Consider the following 18395-nt stretch of genomic DNA (forward strand, 5'->3'; position numbering starts at 1 on the left):
TGAGAAGGAAAAGTTAAAAGTCGATCTAAAATGTCGGCTTTTTTTAAGTTTCGTTAAAAGGAACGGTTTCATAACTCAAGAGTTGATGAATTTTTTATTAAATCGATTTATGATAAAAAAAACGGACTCCTTTATTAAAGGAGTCACAAGGATGATATATCTATTAAAAGAAAATGAAAGTGATGTCAGTTCTCACACTAATAATATATGTTACGTATTCAAAAAGGGAAGGGACGAATGAATCAAGCCTTTAGATTGATTTTAGGACTATGTATAAAAATATACGTTGGCAAATAAATTGACTCCTTTAATAAAGGAGTCAAAGGAATGATTTACTCTATGAAAGTGAGTCATACATAATAATTTATGATATGGATTCACAAAGGGAACGACGAATAAATTAGGTTATTTTAATCTTTTTTGTGTTAAATGATGCGTTAGTGGAAGAAGAACATTTGAAAGTAGGGGCGAATGTTATGAAAAAAGGAAAGGTACCACTTGTTATTTCCATTGCTGGAGTCTCGGGTGGAGGGAAAACAACCATTGCGAAGTATTTAAACGAAAGATTACTTAATTCCAAAACACTTTTTTTTGATGACTACAATTTTGATGGTCCAAATGACATTATTGAATGGGTTGACAATGGAGCTAATTATGACGAATGGAACTTGGCTCCGTTAATTAAAGATATAGTATCGTTACTTGCTGAACCTTTAGACTACATTGTGCTTGATTTTCCATTTGCTTATAAACACTCTAAAATTAATAACTTGATTGACTTTGCTGTTTATATTGATACTCCATTGGATATTGCAATGGCACGTCGAGTAATAGGAGATTTCAAAAATAGTTCTAATGAAAGTATCTTGATTGAAATGGAAAACTACGTATCGGATGGAAGACGGGGCTATCTTGAAATGCTAAAGTCGATTAAACCGAATTCGGACATCATTGTGGATGGTTCGCTATCGGTATCTAAAATTACAGATAATATTTACCAAGCAATTTCAAGGCGGTAAGACAGTGTAACGTTATTGTGCTAACTGGTGCTTTAATATAATAAGGATAATCTCACTAATAATAACAGCCTTCTTTTGCTGAAAAGTAGAATACAAGAGGAGGTATTTTTGATGGAATTGACTCACACTCGGTTTCTTGTAGACAATTATAAAGAATGTTTTCTATTTTACAGAGATATATTGGGATTCGATGTTACTTGGGGAGATGAAAACTCTAGTTATGTTGATTTCAAATTTAGAGGTGCTACTTTAGGTATTTTTGATCGTAAACAGATGGTTGAAGCTATTGGTGAAGAATATTCTACTAATATTGAAAAGGCTGATAAAACAGCTTTAATCTTTAAGTAAAAAATGTGGAAGAGACATATCAAGAATTAAAAAATAAAGTAGAGTTTATTACTAAACCGGCTGGACAAAAGGAATGGGGTATTAAGGTGGCTCATTTTTTAGGGATCCTGCTGGTTCACTAACAGAAATTTAAGAAAGAATATAAAATAAACAACTCATATATACACCGATTGACCGGTGCTTTACTTAAACAAGGAGATCGTCAATGTGACATTCTTCTTTTTCTTACGGGGCAGGTTAGTTCAAGAAGGAGTATAAAGTAATTTGGCGTATTTTAAATTTATCCTTTTGAAAGGAAGTGATTTATAATGAAATATCAATAAATATCAACAAAAGGATTTCAACGCAGAATTAGAGGAAAATATTAGAATTACAGAAATTGCATTAAAAGACCATATGGAAAAATTGTTAAAAGAAAATAAGTCTGTTTTTGCTAAGAAAAACTTAGATTTTGATGCTGGGTTTAATAAAGAAGGCAATAACCCTTTTAAGCCAGATTACAGTTCCTCTGTTTCAATAGGGATTGCTGATAAAAACGGTGAACTTATTGATTTACATATAATTAAAATATGGGAATGCGAACGTTCCCTGTTAGGTATGCCAATTTCAAAGAACATTCCAGGAAGTAGGATTATCGGTGAACTACTTGATGAATCATTGGAAGAAGTAAAAGAGGAATTGAAGGAATATATTGAAGAAGTATTAAATGATGTTAAATTCCTTCTTGAGCGAACGGATGCGTTTCTTAAATAAGGATTGTATTTTCAGTCAGGGGAAAACTAAATATACGGGTTATAGGAGAAGCGTTAGCTGAATTATATGCTTCTTCTGATCTGTTTTTTTCCTTCAACCACCGATATGTTTTGTAATGTAGTGTAGAAGCAAATGCTTGTGGAATAGCTGTGATAGAATCCAGAGTATGAAAGGGTTATTGAACAAAATATGCATCAGAAGGTAGTGGATCTATAATTCTACTGTAAAGACTGACTCAAAAAATTATAAATCATAATCTTTTGAGTCAGTCTTTTATTTTTAATGATTTAAAGAACAGTGAAATAGCGTTCCTGTAAGAGAGCATGGCATAGGTACCTTACCAGCTGAATTGTAATGGTGTTATTTCGTTCAAGCGTGGATATATTATTTGAATCACTCCATGGTATAAACCTAGTTGAATTAGTTGTGGTTCGGTTGGTTCAGGGAGTTGGATGGTTCGTTCAAAGTCTCCATAATATCGTTCTGTGTTGATGGCTGTTTCTGGTGAAAGCGATGGTTGCTGAACCGTTCCCTTAATGATTAATTGATGTTTTGACTGTAAAGATATGTGAATAGCTTTCGGGTCTATTCCAGGAGCTTCAATGAAAATGTAAATATGCGTACCATCTTTATAAACATCGATTTTAGGATAATCTGTTTCTTTCTTTAAAACTACGGAATCTTTCTTTTCTTCTCTTTTGAAGAATTTTTCTGGTGGATAATTATCATTCATATTAGGCCATAATCCGCTTTTTTGGAAGTTATGCGTAAAGTCAACCCACTTTTTTACTTTCTCCACATCCATAACATCACCCCACTAATATCCGCTTAGACCTGACCAACAATTGGCAGTGATGGGTTTGCGATTTGATCTTGATCACTAACATCTGAATCAACAATACCTGTATTTAACTGTGAATTAATTGCAGCCAAATCTCCCAAAGAAAAGTTAGTACCAAATAATTTAGTATTAGAGGTATGGCTGTTATGAACAGTTGGCCCAATATCTAGATTCCCATTTTGTGTCATACCATTAACTTTAATACCTAGAATGTTTATCTGATAAGGCATTCGAATTCTCCTTTTATTAAAATTCTCCAAGATTTAGGGATGGAATCCCTACATAAGCTGAATCAGCATTTCCGATATCTGTTTGATCATTTACATCTGGATCAATATAAATATTTTCCATCATTGCTTCATTGTTTGATAAATCACCATAAGATGAATTTACCCCCTGAGATTTAATTTTGGAAGTATGACTATTATGGAGCGCTTCACCTATTGTTATCGAGCCATTACCCGAAATATTATTAACTTTAAAATTATATAGGTTAATCGTAATGTGCATCATACTCATCCTTAAGAAGTCTTTGAAGTACTATATGCAAGTTTATAGGTATACGTTCATGTGGAACGGGCGGAAAGTTTTTCTATTCTCCCCGTTCTGACTAATCGGATTACTCTGTATTATTTACTTAACTAGCAAAAAATAACTCCCGAAAAAGTAATTATGCTACATCATCGGATTTTAGTTCCATATCTGCATGGGGTTTTTCTCGTCTATTTTTTGTTTCCTTTCCAGAAGAATAAAATTTGTTGGTTCCTTCATCTTTGGAATGGTTGGGATAGGTGGAACAATCATTATTATCCGATGAAATTATATGTCCCTGCAATGATAGGGCTATCCACATTTACGGCGCATGAAGTTTCGGGCACAGTGTCATTCAAGTATTGTTTGCAACCATTGGTGGTGTATGGGCATATCGAACAAAGCCTTAACCATTTATATGTGTGCTGCTATTCTGATTGGGGATTTTAGTTCCCAGTCCATGTATGAAGATGGATCAGCTTTTAGAAGACCATGCTCATAAATAGGTATCTAACTATATTGTTAATAAATACCTTTTTAGGAGGGGGGTGTTTTGTACTACTATAATGATCCGTATTTGAACGATAATTTTGATACGCAATATCTATATCCCAGTACAATAAGAGGGAAAAGCCCGATGCGTAAAACTATTTATTTGATTATATGGGTAGGTTCATAGGGGGGAGAAAGATGGTAAAAGTATTAGAATTAGCAAATAAAGAAGTTTTACATAAAGTATCGGAACTCTATAAACAGGTTTGGAAGAGTGAGGAACATTCAATAAAAGAACGAATCTTGAAACATAGCTTATACGAGGGGTTTCAAGGGTTTGTGATTCTGTCTAACGAAGATAAATTGATTGGTTTTTCATATGGTTATACCTCATTACCTGGACAGTATTATCACGAGTTGCTCGCAAAGGAGTTTTATTCCGAACAATATAATAAATGGCTAAAAGATTGTTTCGAATTTGTTGAATTAGCAGTCAATCCATCATTTAGAAAACAGGGTTTTGGTAATATGTTAATTACAAAACTATTAGAAGAAGTTGATAATAAGACCGCCATATTAACAACCCAAATCGATAATAAACCCGCACGTTCACTATATGAGTCCTTACAATGGAAGGTCCTAAAAGAGCCTTTTTATCAAAATAATTCGAAACAGCCATATGTAATTATGGGTAAGGAATTAATGTAGTTCTTGTTCAACTAACGGGTGCATTAGTTAAAGATGAAATCGAACGGCAGCTATTGTACTAAAGGGGCAGGTTAGTTGAAAAACGGATTTATAAAATATCTTGATTTGAAACCAATAAGGGGCTAATTAGATGAAAAAGGTTGGATTTATACTTGGTATTGTAATAGTTATTATTGCTGTGTTCATATTTGTAAATAAATTATACTATCCCTCTCTTCCAATAGAAAATTTATCAGCAAAAGATGCAATTGATATACTAAAAGAATCGGATAGTAAAATAGCTGAATTTGCAGTAGAAGGCGATTCTATTTGGTATATCACAAGTAGTGAAAATAAAGGCATTTCGATTGCTGATGAAAATATTAAACAAATGATTGTTTCAAATGGATGGGAATTTAAACAAAAAGATGGCAGTGGTTTGTTCTTTGAAAAAGATGCAGCAAAATTAATTGCTACTACTCAAATGTGGACTAAAAATTATGTTCTCGTCAAAACTCCAAAGTTTTAAATACTTTTGAGTCTTTTAAACAAACTGGTGCTTCGCTGCAATATTAGCCTATTTAAGTAGTGTAATTGAGTTGGATGTAATTACTTCATTTGGGAAAAATACCTACTAAAACAGTAGGTGATAAAATTGAAAAGAATTTTTTTGTTCTTCTTTTGCTTTCTCTTTTTGTTAACGACAACAGCCAATGCTAACCAGCCAACAAAAACGGAAGCAACAAGAGAAAATTTGTTAGAAGATGCAGTGATTGATCTCCTGCAACCACAAATGTATGTAGCAGTTAAAGAATTTTATGGAACTACATATGATAAGGCTTTTCAATGTTTAAAGGTAGTGGACATTAAAAAGCTCCATCATCCAGGATCGTGGATGTTTGAAGCTACCCTAGAAGGAATGACATATTCTGGGGCACATAGCCCACCACACGATATTTTTACAGTGACAGTAAAAAAAGTTGGGAAGATAATAATTGGTTTTTAAAGGATTACAAGGTGAGAAAGTATGACCCAAATCAAGAATATGAATGTAGAGACCCTGCATAAATTAGCCTTTTTATTCAACTAACTGGTGCAATAGTTCAACAAGGCGGTCATCTAAACGATCGTCTTTTTTCGGAAATTTTTTGGAATATTATGATATTATGAAGAGGGAGTTATTCAACTATCGGGGCAGGTTACTGCACGAAGGTAGGTGACGAAATGGAATACTGGGACTTAACTGAAAACCCTGCGGATGAAATTTATTGGAAACTAAAGTTCTATGTGATAATTCAGATAAGTTCTATTTTGTGAACAGGAAAGAACTTAAATACAATCAGGAAATACTTGTACACTTTAAACCTTATATCATAGAAAGTTATAAAACGAAAGAATGGGCAAATACAATGACAAAAGGTCCATCAGCAACGGTTTATGTAACTGAGTCAAACAAAGAAACGTGTAAACTATTACAACAATTTGCGAATACTTTATATGATTGGGTAGCTCCAAATTTACCTGAAGATTTAACATTTATAAAGAATGATTTTGCTTGGTTTTCCTGTACAACCCACGAAGAATTTGGAGGTTTTTCAATTCGTTCGGATTATTACAGAAATCTAATTGGTGAGATTCACGGTTTAAAAATACAAAAAGTAGAGTAGTTCTTGTTGTGCTAACTGGTGCAATAATTGAACAAGAAGGCCTTCTGTCTAATATAGAAAGAGGAATGTTTTTTTTTGAGTAATTCGGGGTATATTATGAATAAATTAATTGCAATAGCAGAACAACCAAAGAAAAAACTTATATTATGCACAATGGAGGAATGTTATATGAACACAGGTACAGTAAAATGGTTTAACGCAGATAAAGGTTTCGGTTTCATCGAAGTTGAAGGTGGAGAGGATGTATTCGTACACTTCACAGCAATTCAAGGCGACGGTTTCAAAAGCTTAGATGAAGGTCAACAAGTTTCTTTCGATATTGAAGAAGGTAACCGTGGACCACAAGCAACAAACGTTGTTAAATTATAATAAATTAGAGAAAAAAGCTCTTCTGTGATAGTAAAGGGTTCCGTTTTGAGGTGCATTTTCAAAAAACACGCCTCAAATGACATTATAATTGACCGATAAAATGGCATATAAAATCCGTCTAAATTTAGACGGATTTTAATATTGTAATGACAAGGATATTGTTTAGTTTTCTGATAATTACTAATATATGGTATAATAACTTTGTGAAATATTGTACTTAAACTATCGGTGCTTTAGGTGCTTATATCTTAATTTGAATATAAAGAAAATGTTGTTCAAAGCGTTAAGTCCCAAGAAACCACCAACATCCTATTGTGTTGCCTATTACATTCGACACAGTTTGAATGTAATTCTAATGAAGAACTCCTAGAAATATATTTGTTAGAAGGGAGGTTTTTTGTAAAGACCTAATCTGTTTAAATGGAAGAGGTTTAACTGTTATATAATGTATCATATAGAATTTGTAATACAGACCACTTACTTACCTATCAGTCACACAAAAAGTCACAGAGTTATTTTTCTGGTATTAATTTATTTTACTGAGCTGATTTCCAATGCCCCAAAAACCCTTCTAAATCGCACTTCTTTAACTGAATTGATTCAAATTTATTTTAGAAACTAATTTGACAGGGTAGAGGTCGTTGGTTCGAGCCCAATCGGAATCACTAACTAAGAGAGGTGTCAATCCTTTGTATATCAAGGGGTTGACGCTTTTTTAAAAGTATATTTATACATTGCACAAATATTGCACTAACCCAGTTTGGGACGTCAGCTCATCCATTGATTCCAAACGGTTTTTTACGTCCATTAATTCCAGAAATTATTGTCGAATCTGTCTGCCGATCGCCGCTGTATTTCTTGGTTTGTGTGTTAGTAGATATCCAATGTGATACCAACTCGTGCATGTCCCAGTCGTTCACTGATTACTTTTAGATTTTCGCCCATTCGCATAAGAATAGTCGCATGGTTATGTCGCAAATTGTGAAACGAGATATAGGGAACGTTCGCTGCTTCATCCTGGATCGTGTTGCTCAAACAAAGGGGGAGTTCCGACACTTCCTGTTGTGGTCGTTGTAGGTACTGGAATTTTATTATCGGGGTTCTCATCTATCGGTGAATTAGCTGAATTAGCAAATATTGGTGGACTTACTGCCTTTGCCTTAACAATTCTAAGTGTTATTGTTTTACGTTTCACTAAGCCTGATGAGCCAAGAGTATTTAAAGTTCCAGCATTATGGCTAGTTGGAACCATTGGTATTGGAGGATCACTTGCATTAATCTTTAGTCTTCCACTATTCACCATTGCCCGTTTTTTAATCTGGCTAATTATTGGATTTGCAATATACCTCTTCTATGGTTATAAAAATGCTAAAATAGACAATAATAATTAAGCATAATAAAAAAACAGGAAAAACCGTTGAATAGGTTTTTCCTGTTTTTCTTTGTTTAGGACCACGCATAAACGATTGTAGTTATTACCTAAGTGCCAAAAAGCTTTCAACTTATAAAGGAATTTGGACAAAACGTCTAACATATACATTAAATGATATATGACCCATGAAGGGAGGATTTTATGTCTACCGAATATAAATATTGGCACCCTTTTATCAGTCCATTTGATCCATGTGAACCGATTGAAGTTAAAAGTTTTAATACCCCACCTCAACTGTATTTAGGCTTCCAGCCGCCTGGACTGCCTCAATTCGAGAATCCGAGAGATGCATTGTTCCATGGAACACTTTGGCCGATTCTGGTAAGCCCTTATCCTGATCCAAATAAAAGGGGGAATCAAATTGAGTAAGAAGATGCCTCCGGAATTTTACCAAATGCTTGAAGAAATTCAGGCAATTGACTTTGTCGTCTTGGAGTTAAATCTATATTTAGATACACATCCAGACGATTACGCAGCCATTGAACAATTTAATGATTTTTCTGAGAAAAGTATGCAGCTAAAAATTCAATTTGAACAAAAATTTGGCCCGCTTATGCACTTTGGGAGAAGCTTCTCAGATTTTCCCTTTAATTGGGGAGATACGCCTTGGCCTTGGCAAGTTTAGTACGATCAAACTGCGCGTGAATGATGGGAGGTACAGGTAATGTGGTACTATGAAAAGAAGCTTCAATATCCTGTGAGAGTAAGTACCTGTAATCCAATGCTGGCAAAATTTCTTATTGAACAATATGGCGGTGCAGATGGAGAGTTAGCTGCTGCACTCAGATATTTAAATCAACGTTACACCATTCCAGATAAAGTTGTTGGTATTTTAAATGATATAGGCACGGAAGAATTTGCTCATCTTGAAATGATTGCGACCATGGTTTATAAACTTACCAAGGATGCAACTCCAGAGCAGCTAAAAGCAGCGGGTATTGGAGACCACTATGTCAATCATGATAAGGCGCTCTTTTATCATAATGCTGCAGGTGTACCATTTACCGCAACCTACATTCAAGCAAAAGGAGATCCAATTGCTGATTTATATGAAGACATTGCTGCAGAGGAAAAAGCAAGGGCTACCTATCAGTGGATTATTGATATGTCAGATGATCCAGATTTAAATGATGGATTAAAATTCCTTCGCGAGAGAGAAATTGTTCATTCTCAACGCTTTAGAGAGGCTGTTGAGATTCTGAAAGAAGATCGAGGGAAGAAAAGAGTTTTTTAATCTTAATCTATACAAGCAATCTAAACAGAACATTAATACTCCAACATAGCTATGTTGGAGTATTATTTTTTATGAATGAGAATTAATTAGATACAGTTTGTCTAGTCCATACTGCTTTTGTATAGGCTATCCTCATCCCCATCTTTTCCATATTTAGCTGACTAGTAGAACCAACTCCCGTTTGACTCGCTATGTATTTGCAGTTCATTTTTCTTGCTTCTGTGAACCGTTGCTGTATTAGTAATTTTTGGATGCCTAGGTTTTGAAATTTCGGAATGGTGGTTGCTACAGCTAATGTTGCAACCACATCTTTGGTGAATAAAACACCGATTCCTGCTGGCTCATTACCAACACTAGCAAGATAAAAATGCCATCCCTCTTTATCAAATAGAATTTCATTTCTTTGTGCTATATGGTTCCTATATGAATCAGGTAATTGAAACCCTTCAGCATAAAGTTGACCAAATATGTCAAACTCATCTTTTTTGAGCTGGCGTATAGAAACATTCGGACTAGTACCTTGGCTCTCTATGTCCATATTGTCAGTCAACGGAGCATATAGCACTGTCCTGAAACCTGAATGAAAAAAACCTTTTTGGTATAATGTCATTAATAATTCTAAGGTAACAAAGGATGGAATGATTTCCAATACTGTCGGAACTTCTTTTTCTTCATAAAATTGAATGATTTCATCTATAAATTCTTTATCTTCTTCATGTATTCCTTTCACAGAATTAAATAATGGATCAGGGATTTCTTTTACTAAAAAAGCAGTTGCTCTACCAAACTTTTTTATTTCTACTCCACAAACATTGCCATTCCAGGTCTGCATGGAGGTTAATTGAGAATGTAAAATATCAACTCCAGACTGCTCCAGCATTTGTAAATTATTAAAGGAAGTATTTTCCAAAACACACGCCCCCCATATTGTATTAAGTCGATGATTATTTTATTGCTTCTTATGTAATTAGTATTCTAATTTTTTTTACGTATGCTTTATAAAAACATTATTCTGTAATTGGATTACTTGTAGAAAAAGATGGTATCCGTAATATTCGCTTTATTAAATTACAATATTTAACTAAAACTTTATACTTAAGAAAATATTCATTATATAGATCTATGACAGGGGAGAGGTCGTTAGCAATAGGAATCATAACAAAATAACGGGATCCTTGAACATCTAAATCCCGCCTTTTAATTGATCTTTCTGTACTGGTTTACTAACTCTATATGGAGCTATAACTCTATAGAAGGGAATTTTCTTAACAATAAATTACTATAAGGTTTATCCATTCAGTGAAAAAACAATTCTTTTAATAATTTACTCGATTCTCGAATATGTCGTTGAATTATAGGGAATATATCTCTATAAGGTCAAATATAACATTGAGGAGGTTTGAAAATGGACAAGGATATTTTTTATGGTGAAGATTATAAATATATTCCAGCTACATCAATAGGAAGTGGTCGTAGCTTGGAGGTATTGCCAGATATACTTTGTCATACGATTCAAATTGTTAATATATGCATAGTTGGTAATCCGAATACTAAGGATTTTGTTTTAGTTGATACTGGGATGCCAAAATCGGCAGATAAAATTATTTCTGTTGTTGAAGAACATTTCGGGACTAATAGCAGTCCTAAAGCAATTATTTTAACACATGGTCATTTTGATCATGTTGGAGCTATTATTGAGTTAGTAAAAAAATGGGAAGTTCCTGTATTTGCTCATGAGCTAGAAATGCCTTATTTGACTGGGAAAATGAGTTATGCAGAGCCGGATGCTAGCGTGGAAGGTGGATTAATAGCAAAAATGTCTCAGCTGTTTCCGAATGAGTCAATCAACCTAGGTGACCATGTACAAGTATTGCCTGCGGATGGAAGTGTGCCATATTTGTCAGATTTCCGTTGGGTACATACACCTGGTCATTCACCAGGGCATATATCATTATTTCGAGATGAAGATGGAGTCCTTATTGCTGGAGATGCCTTCGTTACAGTCAAACAAGATTCACTCTACAAGGTTGTTACACAGGAAATGGAAATAAATGGACCACCAAGATATTTTACAATAGATTGGAATGCAGCTAGGAAGTCTGTTGAAAAATTGCAGGACTTAAAACCGAATATTGTCATACCAGGCCATGGAAGGCCTGTATCAGGCGAAACACTTTCGAAGGGGCTTCAAAAGTTAGTGAGAGAGTTTGATGAAATTGCTGTTCCAGATTATGGGAAGTATGTAGATAATAGCTAACCTTAAGTTTCAAGCAATAACTGAATTGGTGTGCAATACCTATAAAATAATTATAACAAGTATATCCTGTTGTATGTTATGAGATGGCTCTAGGTAATTAGTGAGTGATCGTATAATAGATAAAAAGATTTAATTGTTGAAATAACGTTAAATAAAATCCAAGTACCTAAATTAAATAGGGGCTTTGATTTCGACTCAATTATTACCTTTTATAAATGATTCTTCCGGATACACTCCAAATTTTCTAAGCTCTCTAACTACACGGGAAATAGGTAACCCCATGACATTGTAGTAATCGCCAATAATTTGTTTAACGAACATAGCACCAATACCTTGAATTCCGTAGGCACCTGCTTTATCGTACGGCTCATTTGTGGATATATACCATTCAATTTCATCTTTGGTTAACGGCCAGAATTCAACCTTTGTTCGTTCAGCAAAAACAATTTCGTTATCAACTGAACGAATCATGACACCAGTATAAACCTCGTGTACGTCTCCGCTTAATGCAGTAAGCATTTGTATTGCATCTTCTTTATTCTTGGGTTTCTCAAATATCTTTTGATTGTAAGAAACAACCGTGTCAGCAGATAAGATTACTTCGTCCTTATGTTCAATCGGAACATTCCCTTTTAGGAGAGATAATTGTTGTACTTTTTCTAATGGATCGCTAGTATTGATAAGTGATTCATCTATGTCCTGTTTACGGAAAGCAAAAGGAATTTTCACCTGCTTTAATAGTTCCTTTCTTCTTGGTGACGATGAGGCTAGAATGAGTTTTTTTGTCATTAGTTATTCCTCCTGCAGGGCTTATTGCCTTTCCATTTTAGTGTATTTTCGATGAAACATTTTATATAGTATAGACTTCTTTACATCACAAAGCTAATCTAAGGCTGCTCACCTTCTGACAAGTTTCTTTCATTAAAACATATATAAGCAAATTATAGAGAGTGTTAAACCCACGCCGTTATAAGTATTAATGAATACGAAAATATATCGAGGGCAATGTTTAATATTTGTTACTTTGTTATGATTTTAGTATTCATAAACAATACATCAATCATAATAGAATTACTTATTTTGTCCACATAATTAACTTTTTGTAGTAAAATAGAGCTCGGTGTTTATGAAAATACCACAAAATATGGTTCGAGGGTGGTATTTTAATATGAATGGAACAGCACATGTTGCAATTGGTGCGGCGGCAGGGTTTGTTGTGGCAAATAATTATCAATCTTCACCAGCTGCCACTATTTTATTAGTTGGAATAGGGGGCATTTCGGGGTTGATCCCAGACCTTGATATTGATGGTAAGCTTCGAAATAAAATCACCTTATCACATAAGGTGATTCAGTCCGCAGCCCTGTTAATTGGGATGCTGATGATTGTTTATAGTATCTATGAAGGTACTGCAACAGACCGTTATCTCGGCATTGCTATTGGACTAGCAATGATGATAGGATCGTCGTTTATTAAGCAGAGGCATATGCTAACTATCACGGGGATTGGTGTACTTGCAGGTGGTATTTCCCATCAAGAGATGTGGTTGCTGCTACTTGGAATTTATATCTTAGTGGCATCCTTTGTCGCACATCGGAGTTATACTCATTCAATACTAGGAGTAATTTTCTTTGGGATTATTGTTTCAAATTTAGAGGTTTCTTTAGGAATTGAAGGGATTTTCTATACAGGACTTGCGGGATACATAAGCCACTTAGTCGCTGATAGCAAATTATTGCCATTTAATAAACGTGGAATTAAGCTTTTTTTACCAATCTCATCGAAGGAAATATAAAACCTCGGAGTTACTTTACAAGCAAAGTAACTCCGAGGTTTTTATTATTTTTCTCAATACCTTTGACATTGTTAGAATATTTATTATATACTGTATTCAACAAAGTTGAATCATACTAAACCATATTGAATATAATATATTATGAATGCAAGATCACGTTGAATTCTAATAAAAATGAAACCGAAATCATTGCTGTTTTTCTAATTAAAAGATCATTCGCACGGGTGCGTTCCTTTGCTCATAAACTATAAGAGGTTATTATCCAGTATGAATCGTTAATATCATAAAGCTAGGAGGGTTATACATGTCGAATCTCCCCCAATATGTGCAGATTAAAGAAGTTGGACCTCGTGATGGCTTACAGAATGAAAAGACATGGATAGACACTGCTGACAAAGTTGCTTGGATTAATATGCTGTCTGAATCTGGAGTGAAGGAAATTGAGTATACCTCTTTTGTTAATCCGAAATGGATTCCCGCATTAGCTGATGCTCGCGAAGTGGGAAAAAGGATAATGCGTAATCCAGATGTTTCTTATTCAGCTCTGGTACCAAATGTAAAAGGGTTAGACTTAGCATTGGAGGCTGGGATTGATCGGGCTTCGGTGTTTATGTCAGCAAGTGAAACACATAATCTAAAAAATATAAATAAATCAATTGATGACACCTACCCAATTATAAAACAGGTTATTCATCAAGCAAAACAGGCAGGAAAATTTGTAACAGGATATGTTTCGACTGTATTTGATTGCCCGCATGAAGGGAAAATTGCACCAAATGAGGTGCATCGTGTATGTGAGAAATTATTTGAGTATGGTGTCGATGATATCTCTCTAGGTGATACGATTGGTTCTGCAGTTCCAACTCAAGTTGAGCAATTGCTTGAAACAATGATGACCTACTATCCAAAGGAGAAAATCATTATGCATTTCCATGATACAAGAGGGATGGCAATAGCCAATATTATGACCTCAATGCAATATGGTATCCATCGTTTTGATAGTTCGATTGGTGGTCTTGGTGGTTGTCCATATGCTCCAGGTGCTTCAGGGAATGTCGCAACAAATGATGTATTATATCTTTTACATGGTTTAGGAATTCATACGGGAATATATGAAGATAAAGTACAGGAGGCATCATTATTTATTCAAGATAAATTGGGAAAAGCATTACCGAGTAGATCATTAGCTTATCTTGCAAGTGCAATATGAAAATGATTATTATAAATTTGGAAAATACACCGTAATTTTAAGTATAAGCAAGTACTTAAAATTATGGTATTTCTATTTGCTAATGGATTTTTTTAAAAAAAGTCCATCCTCTTGTTTAATTTACTAAATTATTGTATATATGCTAGTCTACATTGTAATAGATCAATTTTGGGATAATGGACTAATATTCGTCTTTCCTTGAGCACTGCGAGAATGTACATATAGTTATGATTTTCTTGACGCTTTTCAATGTCTATTTTATGATAAAATCACTAATAGTTGATTAATTTGAAAGGAATGAGATTCATCGATCTTTACATTATTGGCTCCAAGATAAAAGAAATACGATTGCGAAAGAAAAAAACGCAGCAGCAAATTGCCGATCAATGTGGGATTTCGAAAAGCATGCTATCAAAAATTGAAAATGGACAAACAGCTTCTGCTGTTGCTACCCTTTCAAAAATTAGCGAAGCATTAGAAGTTCCCCTTGCATGGATTCTAGATGATAAAACAGAAGAAGATCTGGTTCTCCAAAAAAGATCGAATCGACAGTCAAAGGTGGGGGATGTGAGCATGGGATATTCCTATGAGTTGCTGGCAAACCGCTCCCTTGTTAGTGGAATTGAACCGACGATTGTGCATGTTACGCCAAAACATATTAATCAAAGGAAAGATTCGTATACACACTCCCAAGATGAGTTTATTTATATTTTAGAGGGTGCAATTTTCTTATATTATAATGGGGATAAGCATTTTATGGAAAAGGGGGATAGTGCTTATTTTCAAGGATCTAAGCCACATCTATTTATCCCGGTAAATGATGAAGAGGCAAAGGTTTTTACATTATTTATCGATCGTCCGTAATACATAACGAGAATTAAATTTGTTTGATAATATCATTAATAGTCAGAGGTGATGTAATGGAACTGTTCATTGAGATTCTAATCGCAGCAGTCATCTTATTCTACATCTATCGTTTTGTTCTAATTATAGCCAAGATGAAGGAGAAGGTTGTTTTTCCAACTTCATCTGAAGGGATAGCGGACATAAGAAAATTCCCGCAAAAAATTGTCAATGCTCCTACTTATTTCGGACAAAAATGGGGATTGATTACATATGCGATAATTCTTGCATATGTAATCACGATGTTTTGTTTAGTAAAATATCTGGAAATAAATTGGGCAACATACTTATTAGTCCTGCTTCCATTGTTCAATTTCTCGAATCTCCTAAATATGTTTGTAATCGTACAAGATGGCATTTTATGCGGTGGACACTTTGTATCATGGAAGAAAATCAAAACATTTGAATTTGTGCTTATTGACGCAAATCATCGATACTATGGCCATTCTGAAATAGTTAATAATCAATATGAAATAAAAATAAAGACAGGGATTCTAACCCTGAGTAGTATAATCACCTCAGAAGAAATGAGGAAAAAACTAAGATCCATTCTTTATGAACATAATGTAATCGAATTAGGACCTACTGAAGATTTACTTACAGATAAAGCGTAAGGGGAAGAAGGGGGCAAGGAACGGTTGTGTCCCTTACTCCATATAAAATTACTCCTGTTCAGCTTTATTTTACCTATGATGAGCGAATGCAACTGAAAATGATATGATTAACTGAAAAATAAGTTATAGAGAATAAATGTCCTTAATAAAAGATTTTATTGTAGCGAGTTCAATCCTCGCATTAAGTCTGTCCTCTTCTTCAATAGCTGTAATAAGTATTGCAATATGATTTCTTAAATCTTCGTATTCACCTTCATCTCCTAATAATTGTAATTTCCATTCATTTTTATGGTATAGATTTTTTAGTTCGAAACATTCCTCTTTCGCTTTTTTCCAATCTGTTTCTTGCTGTGCGATGTTTTGATCGATTGTGTTAATTTTATTAAAAAAATAGTCGCCGCCGATTGGTTTGGAGCATCCTGTTAGCATGATGACACCAATTAATATAAAAAGTACTTTTTTCATTTTTATTGTACAACCTCCTAATTCTCTGTATGGTTATAATTAGATTGTCCAATAATAATAAATGCTTTCATATTATTGGACATTTGGAGTGATAATTGTGCCAGAGTATGTTTTAATATTAATCCGTTCAATCGGAGCCTTTCTTTTGCTTCTACTGATGACTAGAATAATGGGGAAGAAGCAGATTTCTCAATTGACCTTCTTTGATTACTGCGTTGGAATTACCATCGGTTCAATTGCTGCAAGTATGTCGGTTGACCAAAATATAAAAATAACAAATGGGCTTGTTTCCTTGGTGATTTGGGGACTATTTCCGATTATTTTATCTTATCTGGGAATTAAGTCGAGACTTTTTTCTCGAATAACAGATGGAAAACCAGCGATTATTATAAAAAATGGCGAAGTGTTAGAGAAAAGCATGAAGAAGAACCAAATAACCCTTGATGAGTTATTACTCTTGTTACGTACCCAAGGGGCTTTTAGAGTTTCAGATGTTGAAATGGCAGTATTAGAAACAAATGGCGAACTTAGTGTTATGAAGAAAACTGACCAGCAGCCAATAACTCCAAGTGCACTTGGACTCAAGCTTGAGCAAGAACATAGCCCAACCGCTCTCATATTAGATGGTAAGCTAATAACGGAAAATCTATCAATCCTCGGATATACCGAAGAATGGATTGTAGGTGAAATTGAAAAACAAGGCGCATCAGCTATTAAGGAAGTATTTCTAGCACAAATCGATTCTAAAGGGGAGCTTTATGTCGACCTTTATGACGAAAGATCCAAACGAGCAGTTGTAAAGCAACGACCATTACTTGCAGCAGAGCTAAAAAAATTACAAGCGGATCTTGAAATTTATTCATTAGAAACCGATAATCGTGAAGCTAAGGAAATGTATTCCATACAAGCAGCCAGGCTACAGGATGTCATTGAAAGGGTCTCGCCTTATTTGAAATGAGTGTTTCTTTGTTCAAGATGTGTTTATTTAAATGTGCATTTTGCTTAATGCAATCAGTTAGTAAGATCAAAAAAGTTTAAATAAAAATAATCATGCAAAAGGAAAAAGTATGCTGCCTAATTTTGAATTCTTCGAAATCATTTTTCGTTCAACCATTGTTTTTCTAGTTCTTTTAATTATGGCTCGTATATTAGGAAGAAAACAATTGAGTCAATTAACGTTTTTCCATTACATAACGGGGATAACGATTGGGTCGATAGCAGGTGAGATAGCTGGTAAGTCTCATACTTCAATGCTAAATGGTCTAACGAGTATCATCAGGTGGTCTCTTCTTGCGATATTTATCAGCTATTTGGGGTTGAAGTTTTCTAAAGTCAGGGTAATCATGGATGGGGAACCAGTTATTATTATTAAAGAGGGGAAAATTCTTGAAAGGGAGCTAAGGAACATCTCAACATGGATGATCTCAGTATGCTGCTTAGAGAGAAGGATGTATTTTCGACAACTGAGGTTTACCATGCAGTATTTGAACCAAATGGGCAGTTAAGTATTTTGTTAAAGCAAGATTACCTGCCACTAACAAAGAAGGACCAACATGTATTTACTGTTAAACCCAAGTATATGCCTATGGAGCTAATTGTTGATGGGAAAGTCGTAGAAAAGAATTTAAGAGAAGCAGGGATAACAGAAGAATGGCTTGATAATCAATTGAAAATATTGGAATTTAATCTTGAAGATATATTTTATGTAGAATTGCAACAAGATGGTTCTCTTTATATCGATAAGCGTGATGAAAACCAAAAAGAGTAGTGCATAATAA

At 34.4% G+C, this 18395-nt stretch carries 26 protein-coding genes and 2 pseudogenes; 21 read left to right on the forward strand and 7 right to left on the reverse strand.

From position 1 onward, the window contains the following. Positions 1 to 476 precede the first annotated feature (476 nt). From CUC15_RS07780 to CUC15_RS07790, 3 genes are all read left to right on the forward strand, one after another. Positions 477 to 1019, forward strand: a complete 543-nt coding sequence (locus CUC15_RS07780) for a nucleoside/nucleotide kinase family protein (protein WP_114918407.1) — start codon at positions 477 to 479, stop codon at positions 1017 to 1019. 108 nt (positions 1020 to 1127) lie between these two features. Continuing rightward, positions 1128 to 1367, forward strand: coding sequence for a VOC family protein (locus CUC15_RS20425; RefSeq protein ID WP_242985970.1), 240 nt, complete (start codon positions 1128 to 1130; stop codon positions 1365 to 1367). Between the two features lie 396 nt (positions 1368 to 1763). Next, positions 1764 to 2120, forward strand: coding sequence for a hypothetical protein (locus tag CUC15_RS07790; protein WP_114916115.1), 357 nt, complete (start codon positions 1764 to 1766; stop codon positions 2118 to 2120). A gap of 337 nt (positions 2121 to 2457) precedes the next feature. On the opposite strand, the gene CUC15_RS07795 is transcribed toward CUC15_RS07790, so the two are convergent. From CUC15_RS07795 to CUC15_RS07805, 3 genes are read right to left on the reverse strand one after another with little or no spacing between them, the layout of a single operon-like run. After that, complete coding sequence (locus CUC15_RS07795; RefSeq protein ID WP_114916116.1) at positions 2458 to 2925, reverse strand: Hsp20/alpha crystallin family protein; 468 nt, start codon at positions 2923 to 2925, stop codon at positions 2458 to 2460. A 23-nt stretch (positions 2926 to 2948) separates the two neighbouring features. Continuing rightward, a complete protein-coding gene (locus CUC15_RS07800; protein WP_114916117.1) occupies positions 2949 to 3191 on the reverse strand; it encodes a spore germination protein in 243 nt (80 codons plus the stop codon). A gap of 16 nt (positions 3192 to 3207) precedes the next feature. Further along, entirely contained in the window at positions 3208 to 3474 is a 267-nt protein-coding gene (locus tag CUC15_RS07805) for a spore germination protein (protein WP_423241365.1), read from the reverse strand. Between the two features lie 193 nt (positions 3475 to 3667). Here CUC15_RS07805 and CUC15_RS20430 point away from each other — a divergent pair. The 6 genes and pseudogenes from CUC15_RS20430 to cspD form a co-directional block, all read left to right on the forward strand. Further along, positions 3668 to 3967, forward strand: a pseudogene (locus CUC15_RS20430) (sulfite exporter TauE/SafE family protein); the annotation flags it as partial. Positions 3968 to 4182: 215 nt separating this feature from the next. After that, the gene (locus CUC15_RS07815; RefSeq protein WP_114916119.1) at positions 4183 to 4692 is read left to right on the forward strand and encodes a GNAT family N-acetyltransferase; all 510 of its coding nucleotides are present in this window, start codon (positions 4183 to 4185) and stop codon (positions 4690 to 4692) included. 130 nt (positions 4693 to 4822) lie between these two features. Beyond that, complete coding sequence (locus CUC15_RS07820; RefSeq protein ID WP_114916120.1) at positions 4823 to 5200, forward strand: hypothetical protein; 378 nt, start codon at positions 4823 to 4825, stop codon at positions 5198 to 5200. Between the two features lie 126 nt (positions 5201 to 5326). Continuing rightward, positions 5327 to 5677 carry a DUF3888 domain-containing protein gene (locus CUC15_RS07825; RefSeq protein WP_114916121.1) on the forward strand — a complete coding sequence of 117 codons (351 nt, stop codon included), beginning with the start codon at positions 5327 to 5329 and terminating at the stop codon, positions 5675 to 5677. A gap of 262 nt (positions 5678 to 5939) precedes the next feature. After that, positions 5940 to 6338: a hypothetical protein gene (locus CUC15_RS07830; RefSeq protein ID WP_114916122.1), complete on the forward strand. Its 399-nt coding sequence runs from the start codon at positions 5940 to 5942 to the stop codon at positions 6336 to 6338. Between the two features lie 168 nt (positions 6339 to 6506). Further along, entirely contained in the window at positions 6507 to 6707 is a 201-nt protein-coding gene (cspD, locus tag CUC15_RS07835) for a cold-shock protein CspD (RefSeq protein WP_114918408.1), read from the forward strand. Between the two features lie 870 nt (positions 6708 to 7577). Here the strand turns inward: cspD and CUC15_RS20435 are convergent. Continuing rightward, positions 7578 to 7721: pseudogene (locus CUC15_RS20435) on the reverse strand (tyrosine-type recombinase/integrase); the annotation flags it as partial. 50 nt (positions 7722 to 7771) lie between these two features. Here CUC15_RS20435 and CUC15_RS07845 point away from each other — a divergent pair. The 4 genes from CUC15_RS07845 to CUC15_RS07860 all read left to right on the forward strand — a co-directional run bounded on the left by CUC15_RS07845 (position 7772) and on the right by CUC15_RS07860 (position 9373). Further along, positions 7772 to 8098, forward strand: coding sequence for an amino acid permease C-terminal domain-containing protein (locus CUC15_RS07845; RefSeq protein WP_242985971.1), 327 nt, complete (start codon positions 7772 to 7774; stop codon positions 8096 to 8098). Positions 8099 to 8280: 182 nt separating this feature from the next. Further along, positions 8281 to 8508 carry a spore coat associated protein CotJA gene (locus CUC15_RS07850; RefSeq protein WP_114916124.1) on the forward strand — a complete coding sequence of 76 codons (228 nt, stop codon included), beginning with the start codon at positions 8281 to 8283 and terminating at the stop codon, positions 8506 to 8508. Further along, on the forward strand, positions 8501 to 8764 hold the full coding sequence (locus CUC15_RS07855; RefSeq protein WP_114916125.1) for a spore coat protein CotJB: 264 nt from the start codon (positions 8501 to 8503) through the stop codon (positions 8762 to 8764). Before CUC15_RS07850 ends, CUC15_RS07855 begins: the two co-directional genes overlap by 8 nt. Positions 8765 to 8803: 39 nt before the next feature. After that, a complete protein-coding gene (locus tag CUC15_RS07860; RefSeq protein ID WP_114916126.1) occupies positions 8804 to 9373 on the forward strand; it encodes a manganese catalase family protein in 570 nt (189 codons plus the stop codon). A gap of 82 nt (positions 9374 to 9455) precedes the next feature. Here CUC15_RS07860 and CUC15_RS07865 read toward each other — a convergent pair whose 3' ends face one another. Next, positions 9456 to 10283: a GNAT family N-acetyltransferase gene (locus tag CUC15_RS07865; RefSeq protein ID WP_114916127.1), complete on the reverse strand. Its 828-nt coding sequence runs from the start codon at positions 10281 to 10283 to the stop codon at positions 9456 to 9458. A 495-nt stretch (positions 10284 to 10778) separates the two neighbouring features. Here CUC15_RS07865 and CUC15_RS07870 point away from each other — a divergent pair, with 495 nt between their 5' ends. Then, complete coding sequence (locus tag CUC15_RS07870; protein WP_114916128.1) at positions 10779 to 11630, forward strand: MBL fold metallo-hydrolase; 852 nt, start codon at positions 10779 to 10781, stop codon at positions 11628 to 11630. A 195-nt stretch (positions 11631 to 11825) separates the two neighbouring features. Here the strand turns inward: CUC15_RS07870 and CUC15_RS07875 are convergent, their stop codons facing one another. After that, the gene (locus CUC15_RS07875; RefSeq protein ID WP_114916129.1) at positions 11826 to 12419 is read right to left on the reverse strand and encodes a Maf family protein; all 594 of its coding nucleotides are present in this window, start codon (positions 12417 to 12419) and stop codon (positions 11826 to 11828) included. Positions 12420 to 12798: 379 nt separating this feature from the next. On the opposite strand from CUC15_RS07875, the gene CUC15_RS07880 reads away from it, so the two are divergent. The 4 genes from CUC15_RS07880 to CUC15_RS07895 all read left to right on the forward strand — a co-directional run bounded on the left by CUC15_RS07880 (position 12799) and on the right by CUC15_RS07895 (position 16152). Continuing rightward, positions 12799 to 13425, forward strand: coding sequence for a metal-dependent hydrolase (locus tag CUC15_RS07880; protein ID WP_114916130.1), 627 nt, complete (start codon positions 12799 to 12801; stop codon positions 13423 to 13425). A 304-nt stretch (positions 13426 to 13729) separates the two neighbouring features. Further along, complete coding sequence (locus CUC15_RS07885) at positions 13730 to 14635, forward strand: hydroxymethylglutaryl-CoA lyase (RefSeq protein ID WP_114916131.1); 906 nt, start codon at positions 13730 to 13732, stop codon at positions 14633 to 14635. 297 nt (positions 14636 to 14932) lie between these two features. Then, positions 14933 to 15499 carry a helix-turn-helix domain-containing protein gene (locus CUC15_RS07890; RefSeq protein ID WP_114918410.1) on the forward strand — a complete coding sequence of 189 codons (567 nt, stop codon included), beginning with the start codon at positions 14933 to 14935 and terminating at the stop codon, positions 15497 to 15499. A gap of 56 nt (positions 15500 to 15555) precedes the next feature. Then, positions 15556 to 16152 carry a DUF5673 domain-containing protein gene (locus CUC15_RS07895; protein WP_114916132.1) on the forward strand — a complete coding sequence of 199 codons (597 nt, stop codon included), beginning with the start codon at positions 15556 to 15558 and terminating at the stop codon, positions 16150 to 16152. 123 nt (positions 16153 to 16275) lie between these two features. Here CUC15_RS07895 and CUC15_RS07900 read toward each other — a convergent pair whose 3' ends face one another. Continuing rightward, positions 16276 to 16617, reverse strand: coding sequence for a DUF4363 family protein (locus CUC15_RS07900; RefSeq protein ID WP_114916133.1), 342 nt, complete (start codon positions 16615 to 16617; stop codon positions 16276 to 16278). 97 nt (positions 16618 to 16714) lie between these two features. Between CUC15_RS07900 and CUC15_RS07905 the strand changes: the two genes are divergently transcribed. The 3 genes from CUC15_RS07905 (at position 16715) to CUC15_RS20440 (ending at position 18385) form a co-directional block, all read left to right on the forward strand. Continuing rightward, the gene (locus CUC15_RS07905) at positions 16715 to 17575 is read left to right on the forward strand and encodes a DUF421 domain-containing protein (RefSeq protein WP_114916134.1); all 861 of its coding nucleotides are present in this window, start codon (positions 16715 to 16717) and stop codon (positions 17573 to 17575) included. A gap of 178 nt (positions 17576 to 17753) precedes the next feature. Next, entirely contained in the window at positions 17754 to 18122 is a 369-nt protein-coding gene (locus CUC15_RS20715) for a DUF421 domain-containing protein (RefSeq protein WP_341457209.1), read from the forward strand. Next, positions 18032 to 18385 (forward strand): DUF421 domain-containing protein, encoded by a 354-nt coding sequence (locus CUC15_RS20440; RefSeq protein WP_242985973.1) that lies wholly within the window; start codon positions 18032 to 18034, stop codon positions 18383 to 18385. Before CUC15_RS20715 ends, CUC15_RS20440 begins: the two co-directional genes overlap by 91 nt. Positions 18386 to 18395 lie beyond the last annotated feature (10 nt).

Origin of the sequence: Oceanobacillus zhaokaii (genome assembly GCF_003352005.1) — a bacterium.
GTDB lineage: Bacteria > Bacillota > Bacilli > Bacillales > Amphibacillaceae > Oceanobacillus > Oceanobacillus zhaokaii.

Bases quoted from the DNA above. Each gene is read 5' to 3' on its own strand.
- CUC15_RS07780 (WP_114918407.1), top strand. From the start codon at position 477: ATGAAAAAAGGAAAGGTACCACTTGTTATTTCCATTGCTGGAGTCTCG.
- CUC15_RS07790 (WP_114916115.1), top strand. From the start codon at position 1,764: ATGGAAAAATTGTTAAAAGAAAATAAGTCTGTTTTTGCTAAGAAAAAC.
- CUC15_RS07795 (WP_114916116.1), bottom strand. From the start codon at position 2,925: ATGGATGTGGAGAAAGTAAAAAAGTGGGTTGACTTTACGCATAACTTC.
- CUC15_RS07800 (WP_114916117.1), bottom strand. From the start codon at position 3,191: ATGCCTTATCAGATAAACATTCTAGGTATTAAAGTTAATGGTATGACA.
- CUC15_RS07805 (WP_423241365.1), bottom strand. From the start codon at position 3,474: ATGATGCACATTACGATTAACCTATATAATTTTAAAGTTAATAATATT.
- CUC15_RS07815 (WP_114916119.1), top strand. From the start codon at position 4,183: ATGGTAAAAGTATTAGAATTAGCAAATAAAGAAGTTTTACATAAAGTA.
- CUC15_RS07820 (WP_114916120.1), top strand. From the start codon at position 4,823: ATGAAAAAGGTTGGATTTATACTTGGTATTGTAATAGTTATTATTGCT.
- cspD (WP_114918408.1), top strand. From the start codon at position 6,507: ATGAACACAGGTACAGTAAAATGGTTTAACGCAGATAAAGGTTTCGGT.
- CUC15_RS07850 (WP_114916124.1), top strand. From the start codon at position 8,281: ATGTCTACCGAATATAAATATTGGCACCCTTTTATCAGTCCATTTGAT.
- CUC15_RS07860 (WP_114916126.1), top strand. From the start codon at position 8,804: ATGTGGTACTATGAAAAGAAGCTTCAATATCCTGTGAGAGTAAGTACC.
- CUC15_RS07870 (WP_114916128.1), top strand. From the start codon at position 10,779: ATGGACAAGGATATTTTTTATGGTGAAGATTATAAATATATTCCAGCT.
- CUC15_RS07875 (WP_114916129.1), bottom strand. From the start codon at position 12,419: ATGACAAAAAAACTCATTCTAGCCTCATCGTCACCAAGAAGAAAGGAA.
- CUC15_RS07880 (WP_114916130.1), top strand. From the start codon at position 12,799: ATGAATGGAACAGCACATGTTGCAATTGGTGCGGCGGCAGGGTTTGTT.
- CUC15_RS07885 (WP_114916131.1), top strand. From the start codon at position 13,730: ATGTCGAATCTCCCCCAATATGTGCAGATTAAAGAAGTTGGACCTCGT.
- CUC15_RS07890 (WP_114918410.1), top strand. From the start codon at position 14,933: ATGAGATTCATCGATCTTTACATTATTGGCTCCAAGATAAAAGAAATA.
- CUC15_RS07895 (WP_114916132.1), top strand. From the start codon at position 15,556: ATGGAACTGTTCATTGAGATTCTAATCGCAGCAGTCATCTTATTCTAC.
- CUC15_RS07900 (WP_114916133.1), bottom strand. From the start codon at position 16,617: ATGAAAAAAGTACTTTTTATATTAATTGGTGTCATCATGCTAACAGGA.
- CUC15_RS20715 (WP_341457209.1), top strand. From the start codon at position 17,754: ATGGCTCGTATATTAGGAAGAAAACAATTGAGTCAATTAACGTTTTTC.
- CUC15_RS20440 (WP_242985973.1), top strand. From the start codon at position 18,032: ATGGATGATCTCAGTATGCTGCTTAGAGAGAAGGATGTATTTTCGACA.